The sequence below is a fragment of the Protofrankia sp. CiP1_Cm_nod1 genome, assembly GCF_920888515.1.
Classification (GTDB): Bacteria; Actinomycetota; Actinomycetes; order Frankiales; family Frankiaceae; genus Protofrankia.
Genome location: NZ_CAKKTM010000081.1, coordinates 1 through 7,652 on the forward strand (window position 1 = coordinate 1; position 7,652 = coordinate 7,652).

Consider the following 7,652-nt stretch of genomic DNA (forward strand, 5'->3'; position numbering starts at 1 on the left):
CGGCCTGGTGCCGCACGGTGAGGAGCTCCGGCCGGTGGGAGCGCATGGCCGCGATCCCGCCCCGGCGCCGTGATCTCCTGGACCGCGGTGGCCGGCGGAGGAGCGCACGGCAGGTGGCCCGATGCGCCGGGGCCGATGCCGGCGGCCCGTCGGCCGAAGCTCTCCGGCCGGGAGCGTCCGGCTGGCGAGGCCGTGGCCGATGTGCCGGCGTCGGGCGGGCAACGGCCGGCCCCCGTCCGTCATGCCTGATCGTCATGGGGGGCGGGCGGCCCGCGCCCGACATCCCCGCCGGCGTACGCACCCCACAGGACACTACATAGTAGAATTTCGTCAGCAAAATACGTACAAGTCGGGTAGTCCCGTCCCGGCGGTCGCGGTGAGATCGTCCCGGACGTGTCGGGGGTGAAAGGACATGCCGGATTCGGCCATTCTGGACGTGCCGATCGGTCTCATCCTGGTGTTCGCCATCGGGAGTGTGGCGGTCTCCCGCATCAACGAGGCCGTTTTTGGGATCATGAGCTATCGCGGCCGGCAGCTCGAGGTCGAGCTGCGGCGTCTTTTCGGCGACGGCCCGGTGGACCGGACGGGGACGGCTCCCGACACCAGCCTGACCGCGCAGCTTCTCGACGGCCCGTTGCGCGGCCTGCGTTCGGGCGGCCGGACGAATGCCGTGCCCGACATGAGGAACGGCCCGGGGCAGGTTGGCGCGTGGCGCCGGGCCCGGCAGTTACGCCTGCCGTCCTACATCCCGTCCGTCGCCTTCGCCCGTGGCGTGCTCGACATGCTGGAACCGCCGGTCCGCGTCCTGCTCGCCCGGATGGACACGGAGACGCTTCCCGACACCGCCCGCGAGGCCTACCGGAACGCGCATCATTCGCTGACCGGCACGACAGCCGTGGCCCTGGCCGAGGCCATTACCGCGGCCTCGTCGGCGTCCGAGGAAAACCGTAAGATCGCCAGGTCGATAGCCGGGCTCGCCGGCCCGGAATCCATCAGGCCGTTACTGGAGGAGCTGGACAGGCTTCCCGAGGACGCGCCCCTGCGGCTGGCGCTGACCGGCATCATCACCCACGCCGCCCATGACCGGGACCGGATCGTCGCCGAGCTCGCAGCCTGGTACGACGACACGATGGACAGGCTGTCCGGCTGGTACAAGCGGCGTGTCCAGCGTTTTCTCATCGTCTACGCGCTGCTGGTCACCCTGGCGCTGAACCTGGACGCGATCGCGCTCACCAACGCGCTGTGGGAGGACCGGTCGCTGCGGGCGGCCGCGGTCGAGGCCGCGGCCACCCAGATGGACCCGCCGGGCCCTGTCACCGTCAGCACGGACGGCACCGCGACGGACGGCACCGCGACGAACGGTCCCGCGGACGCGGCGGACCAGGCGGTCCAGGCCATCCGGGACGCCGGTGCGCTGCGGCTGCCGCTGGGCTGGGCCGGCGCCGGCTCCGACAACGCGGGCCCGCGGGCGGTTCCCGACGATGTCGGTGGCTGGGCGGTGAAAATTCTCGGCTGGCTGTTCACCACGCTCGCGCTCTCCCTCGGCGCGCCGTTCTGGTTCGACCTGCTCGGACGGCTGGTCAACATGCGCAGCACGGGGCCGAAACCCGTCCCCGTCGCCTGACCGCGCCGCCCGGCGCGGCCGCTCTGCCGCGCCGCCGGCGTGCCGCGCTGCCCGGTGAACGCTGCCCCCCGGCGGTGAGTGCCGCCGCCCGGCGATGCTGCCACGCGAGCCGGTGGCCTCCGCCATGGCGGGCCATCGCGCGACGCCGCGCGGGGAGAGGGGCGGGGAAAGGGGAAGTCGCGCGGGGAAATGCGGGGAAAGGGGAAATGCGGGGAAAACGGTCACCGGAGACATGGCTCGCGGGCATGGTCCAACGGGCATGGTCCAACGGGCACGGACCGTCAGTCGGCCGTCGCTGCCGGGGAGGGCGGGGGATGGGTCAGACCGGCGCGCAGGACGAGCTCGAGCTCGAAGCGGGCGTCCGGGTCGTCCAGGATCTCCCCGAACAGGGCGCGCAACTGGCCGAGCCGGTAGCGGACCGTCTGCGGGTGCACCTGGAGCTCGGCGGCGATCAGGGCGCGCTGTCCCCGTAGCCGCAGCCACAGCAGCAGTGTCTGCGCCAGCCGGGTACGGGCCCGGGCGGGCAGCCCGTCCAGCGGGGCGAGCCGGCGGCGGGCGAGGTCGGCGAGCAGCTGCGGATCCCGGGCGAACAGCAGCCCGGCGAGATGGTCGTCGGTGAACAGCACCCCGCCAGGGCTGACGGGTACGCCCGGCAGCGTTCCGCTGTCCCGGGCCCTGCGCGCGAACGCCGCCCGCGCCGCGCTGGCGGACGCGTCCCGCCACGGGACGGCCGGGCCGACGATCGCGTCGAGACCGGCCAGCGTCCGCTCGAGCCAGCCCCGCCGCCCGGGCCCGACCGGGTCGGTGACGAACACCCAGGTGTCCTTGCCCTGGATGGTGCGAGGTGTCTCCGGCGGCAGCACCAGGTGGGGGAGGCAGTGGTCCACCCGGCGGTCGACACGATCGTGGGCCGGCCCGCCCACACCCCCGGCATCGTCGGCTCTGTCGCCGCCGCGAGTCGTGTCGCCGCCGCGAGTCGCGGCAGCGTCATGAGTCGTGTCGTTGCCGCGAGTCGTGCCGAGGGTGTCAGTCGTGTCGGCCCAGCGGGACCCGTCGTCGCCGCGAGCCGCGTCAACGGCTCCGCGGGCCCGCTCGGCGTCGCTCCCGCCGTCGCCCCGAGCGGGGCTGACGGCACCGGCTCGGTCGGCCCCGTCGGCTCCGTCGGCTCCGTCGACGACGCGGCCGCTGCCCGCGGAGCCGGGGAGGAGAACGGCGGCCACGACGTCGGGCAGCCGGTAGCGGGCCGCCCGGGCGACCTGCTCGATCGTTGCGGGGCTTCCCCCGGACAGCATCAGCTCGCCGAGCCGGTCCCACAGACGGCCGCGTTCGCTGGCCGCCTCGGACTGCTCCTGGGCGTAGCCCTCGGCGCTGGCGGCGGAGATCCGGTCGATGTAGGCGAACATCGTTTCGGCCAGCGAGACCAGCCCGGCGGCGTCCAGCCCGCCGCGCCGCGCCGCCTCGGCGAGCCGCCGCCAGGCGACCCGGGCGCCCACCCGGTAGGCGCCGAGAAGGGTGTCCAGCGAGCGCCCGGAGCGGAACTCGCCGCGTCCCAGCCGGACGTAGACCTCACGGCTGGCCGCGAGATCGGGCGGTCCGCCGGAGTCGGCGCCGACCACGGTGAGGAAACGCAGCAGCGCCTCTTCGACCCCCTGCCGCACGCCGCGGCCGAACGAGCCCTCCAGCGGGCGCGCGTACGGCGGCACCTCACGCGCGATGGCCGCGATCAGATCATCGCTGAGGGTCGCCAGCTCAAATCGCAGGATGTCAGCGAGATCAGTAGACAGAGTGGATGGCAACTGTCCGTCTGGAACAGTTTTCACGGCTTGCACCCCGCTTCGGACGGGCCCCGGGTCGTCGAAGTGCTCCGGTGAGCATAACCCCGCCTCATCGGTGGCGATGCGACGAACGGCCCGGCGATGACCGTGGGGCCCTGTCGGGGTCCTGCTGGGATCCTGACGAGAGGCGCCGCCGGGACGCGGCGGGAACCCGCTGAGAACCCCGGCGGGGCTCACGGCGAGGCCCTGGCCGGATTCGCCGGAAAGGCGGGATCAATCCGGGAGCGCGATGGCCGTGGAGCGGGCAACCGGCGGCCCTGTGGCGCGGATCATCGAGTACCCGGACCATGACAGGCCCGGCCGCAGTAGCGTTGCCAACCGTGCCCCCTCGTACCGAGACGAATACGACCGCCGTCCTGTTGCCGGCGCCCTCCTACCCGGTGGAGAAGACCTCCCTGGCGAACGGGCTGCGCGTCGTGCTGGCTCCGGATCGCACGGCGCCCGTTGTCGCCGTGGCTGTCCACTATGACGTGGGATTCCGCTCCGAGCCGGAGGGGCGGACCGGCTTCGCGCACCTGTTTGAACATCTCATGTTCCAGGGCAGTGAAAATGTCGGAAAGGCCGAGCACGCGAAGTATGTGCAGGCCGCCGGGGGCATATTCAACGGATCCACGCATCCGGACCACACCGACTACTACGAGCTGCTGCCCTCCGGCGGGCTGGAACGCGCGCTGTTCCTCGAGGCCGACCGGATGCGCGCGCCCCGGATCACGCGGGAGAACCTGGACAACCAGATCGCGGTGGTCCAGGAGGAGATTCGGGTGAACGTGCTGAACCGGCCCTACGGCGGGTTTCCCTGGATCACGCTCCCGCCGGTCGCCTTCGACACGTTCCCCAACGCCCACAATGGCTACGGTGACTTCCACGAGCTTGAGGCGGCGAGCCTCGACGACGCCGCGGACTTCTTCGACAAGTACTACGCGCCGGGCAACGCCGTCCTGACGGTGGTCGGTGACTTCGATGTCGACGACGCCCTGCGGCTGGTCCATCGCTACTTCGACGACATCCCGGCCCGGCCGGTGCCCGTCCGCCCGAGTTTCGCCGAGCCGGTGCGCGCCGAGGAACGGCGCTCGGTCCTCACCGACCCGCTCGCGCCCCGCCCGGCGCTCGCCGTCGGCTACCGCGTCCCCGATCCTCTGGCCGATCTACCGACCTTCCTGGCCTACGACGTGCTCACCCACGTCCTGTCCGCCGGCGACGCCAGCCGGCTGGAGCGCAGGCTCGTCCAGAAGGACCGGTCGGTGATCGGCGTGAGCACCTATCTCGGCACCTTCGGGGACCCGTTCGACCAGCGGGATCCGCTGCTGCTCACCCTGGAGGCCCGGCATCCCGCGGAGTCGACGCCCGATGCGGTCCTCGCCGCGGTGGACGAGGAGCTCGACCGCGTCGCCACCGACGGCCTCCAGCCCGGCGAGCTCGCCCGGATACAGGCGCGGATCGCCTCCGGCCTGCTGCGCGAGGCCGACGACGCGCTCGGGCGCGCGCTGGCCCTGGCCACCTTCGAGCTGCACCGCGGCCGGCCCGAACTGATCAACGAGCTGCCCGCGGTGGTGGGGGCGGTGACCGCGGAAAGCGTGCGGGCAGCCGCCGCCGGCCTGCGCTCCCAGGGCCGGTCGGTCCTGGAACTGCGTGCCGGTGCCGCCTCGTGACCCTCACGGGCATCGTGCTCCCCACCGACGCGGCGGCTCCCGCGGGCGCCGCGTTCCTCACGGATGCCGTGGGCCGGGCGGGCACCGCCACCGTCATGGGCGCCGCCGTCACGGGCGCCGCCGTCACGGGCGCCGCCGTCACGGGCGCCGCCGTTCCCAGGGCTACCGCCGTTCCCAGGGCTACCGCTGCTCCCAGGGCTACCGCTGCTCCCAGGGCTACCGTCGCTCCCGCAGGCACCACGCGCCCGCCGGGCAGGCCGTCATCGCAGAACAGGAGGTCGCGGTGAGCGCCGCAACCATTGGGAAAGCATCCGGCGACGCTCCGGGGGCCGGGGCGTCGCCGTCCGTCATCCCGCCGGTGGCCACGACCGTGGCGGCCGAGCTCCCCACGGTCGCCGAGCGGACCCTACCCGGTGGCCTGCGGGTGCTGGTGGTCCGGCGGACGACCGTGCCCCTGGTGGAGGTGCGGCTGCGCATCCCGTTCACCGGCCTGGGCGCGGCCCATCAGGCACGCGGTGAGCTGCTCGCCGAGACCCTGTTCACCGGGACGCAGCTGCGTGACCGGGTGGAGCTCGCCACCGTCGTGCAGTCCCTCGGCGGCGCGCTGTCGACCTGGGTGGACGCCGACCGTCTCGCGATCGTCGGCTCCGCGCTCGCGACCAACCTCGTCCCGCTGCTGGACCTGATCGCGGAGGTGCTGACCGGCGCGACGTACCCCAGCGGCGAGTTCGCCGGTGAACGCGACCGGCTGGTCGAGGAAGCCACGATCGCCCACAGCCAGCCGGCGTTGATCGCCCGGGAGGGCCTGCTGCGCCGGCTGTACGGCGACCACCCCTACGGCAGCGAGACACCGGTGCCGGACGTGGTCTCCCAGGTGACCGAGGCCGACGTGCGGACGCTGCACGCCGCGCGCGTGTCACCGGTGGGCGCGGTGCTCACGCTCGTCGGCGACGTGGAGCCGCAGGCCGCGCTCGAGCGGGTGGAGGCGGTCCTCGGCGACTGGCGGGGGACGGCCGCCGACGCGGTGCCGCCGCTGCCGGCCCTGCGCACCGGCCCTGTCGTGATCATCAACCGGCCCGGCGCGGTGCAGACGAACATCCGCATCGGTGGCCCGGCGGTAGACCGCCACCACCCCGCCTATGCCGCGCAGCGGCTGGCCAGCACCATCTTCGGCGGCTACTTCAGCTCGCGGCTGGTGTCGAACATCCGGGAGGACAAGGGCTACACCTACTCGCCGCGCAGTTCGCTCGACTACCCGGTCGCGGGCTCCCGGTTCACGGTGACCGCGGACGTGGCGACCGACGTGACCGGCCCCGCGCTGCTCGAGATCTTCTACGAGCTCGGCCGGATGGCGCTGCTGCCGGTGTCGGACGAGGAGCTCGACGCGGCCCGCCAGTACGCGATCGGGACGCTGGCGCTGTCCACGGCGACCGGGGTGGGGCTCGCCTCCACCCTGTCGGCGCTGGCCGGCGCGGGGATCGGCGTCGGGTACCTGCACGACCATCCCGCGGCGCTGGCGAAGGTGACAGCGCGGGACGTGTTGGAGATCTCGGCGCAGGTGTTCGCGCCGACACGTCTGGTCACCGTCCTGGTCGGGGACGCGGAGAAGATCGCGGCCGAGGTGGGGGCGATCACCGAGATCGCCCCCGAGGTCGTCGCCCCCGGGACCGTCACCACAGCCGCTGACAAGGCCACCGCCAGCGAGGCCGCTGCCACCTGAACCGGCCGTCCGACCGGGCGGCCGTCCGACCGGGTGACCGTCCGACCGGGCGGCCCTGTCGGCATCCCGGTCCGGACCGGCTGGCGGTGGCCGTCCGGCCGGCTCGTGGCCGGGCCGCTCGGCGCGGCGTGGCACGGCCGGCCCTGTCCGGCCCGGTTTCGCCTGGTGGCCTGGCACGGCCGGCCCGGAAGCGGCCCACAGCGCCCCGAGGAGCCGTTCGCGACGGCGGCTGATGGCCGCTTCCCCCTGCCCCGGCCGGCCGCAGCCGCCTTGTGGCCGGCGCTGGGGCAGGAGGGTCAGCGGCGGGACGGGTTGGCCCGCGGCGGTGCCGGCCGGGGAGTGCCGCCACGGCCGGCCAGCTCCCCGGGCAGGACCGTGCGCGGGTCGGAGACCGACTCGACCACCTGCCGGGCGAGGTCGTGCACGCGCCGTCCCATGCCGCGGGCGGTCCGCCGCAGCCGCTCGAACGCCTCCCTGGGCCGCAGCCGGTGACGCTCGGCCAGCACGCCTATCGCCTGTTCGACGATGACCCGGGACGCGAGCGCGTGCTCCAGCTGTACCACCGACAGCCGCAGCTGCTCGATCTCGGTGAGCTCGTGATCGGGACGCCGGGGCCGGCCGGGCGGAGCGAGGTCCTCGGCGAGCAGGTCGGCGAGCACCATCGCGGAGAGCAGGTCACCGACCGGCCGGACCTCGCCTGCTGGCCCTTCCACGATCCATCCGATCGTGGCCCTGCGCAGGCGCAGTTCGGAACGGCCGCCGGGCGCCGGCCCGCCGGGCGCGGCTTCGGCCGCGGGGCCCCGGACGCCCGGCCCGCCCCCGGC

5 protein-coding genes are annotated in these 7,652 nt (G+C 73.9%); 3 read left to right on the forward strand and 2 right to left on the reverse strand.

The window, feature by feature from the left end:
- Positions 1 to 412 precede the first annotated feature (412 nt).
- Entirely contained in the window at positions 413 to 1,624 is a 1,212-nt protein-coding gene (locus tag NBX02_RS04320; RefSeq protein ID WP_250285785.1) for a hypothetical protein, read from the forward strand.
- Between the two features lie 281 nt (positions 1,625 to 1,905).
- Here NBX02_RS04320 and NBX02_RS04325 read toward each other — a convergent pair whose 3' ends face one another.
- The gene (locus tag NBX02_RS04325; protein ID WP_445548262.1) at positions 1,906 to 3,453 is read right to left on the reverse strand and encodes a helix-turn-helix domain-containing protein; all 1,548 of its coding nucleotides are present in this window, start codon (positions 3,451 to 3,453) and stop codon (positions 1,906 to 1,908) included.
- A gap of 293 nt (positions 3,454 to 3,746) precedes the next feature.
- On the opposite strand from NBX02_RS04325, the gene NBX02_RS04330 reads away from it, so the two are divergent.
- Positions 3,747 to 5,108 (forward strand): M16 family metallopeptidase, encoded by a 1,362-nt coding sequence (locus tag NBX02_RS04330; protein WP_250285783.1) that lies wholly within the window; start codon positions 3,747 to 3,749, stop codon positions 5,106 to 5,108.
- Between the two features lie 283 nt (positions 5,109 to 5,391).
- Positions 5,392 to 6,828 carry a M16 family metallopeptidase gene (locus NBX02_RS04335; RefSeq protein ID WP_250290083.1) on the forward strand — a complete coding sequence of 479 codons (1,437 nt, stop codon included), beginning with the start codon at positions 5,392 to 5,394 and terminating at the stop codon, positions 6,826 to 6,828.
- 296 nt (positions 6,829 to 7,124) lie between these two features.
- On the opposite strand, the gene NBX02_RS04340 is transcribed toward NBX02_RS04335, so the two are convergent.
- Positions 7,125 to 7,652: ANTAR domain-containing protein (locus NBX02_RS04340; RefSeq protein ID WP_250285780.1), on the reverse strand; the 528-nt coding region annotated here is incomplete at its 5' end.

Coding starts and splice junctions, on each gene's coding strand:
- NBX02_RS04330 (WP_250285783.1), top strand. CDS start 3,747: ATGACAGGCCCGGCCGCAGTAGCGTTGCCAACCGTGCCCCCTCGTACC.
- NBX02_RS04320 (WP_250285785.1), top strand. CDS start 413: ATGCCGGATTCGGCCATTCTGGACGTGCCGATCGGTCTCATCCTGGTG.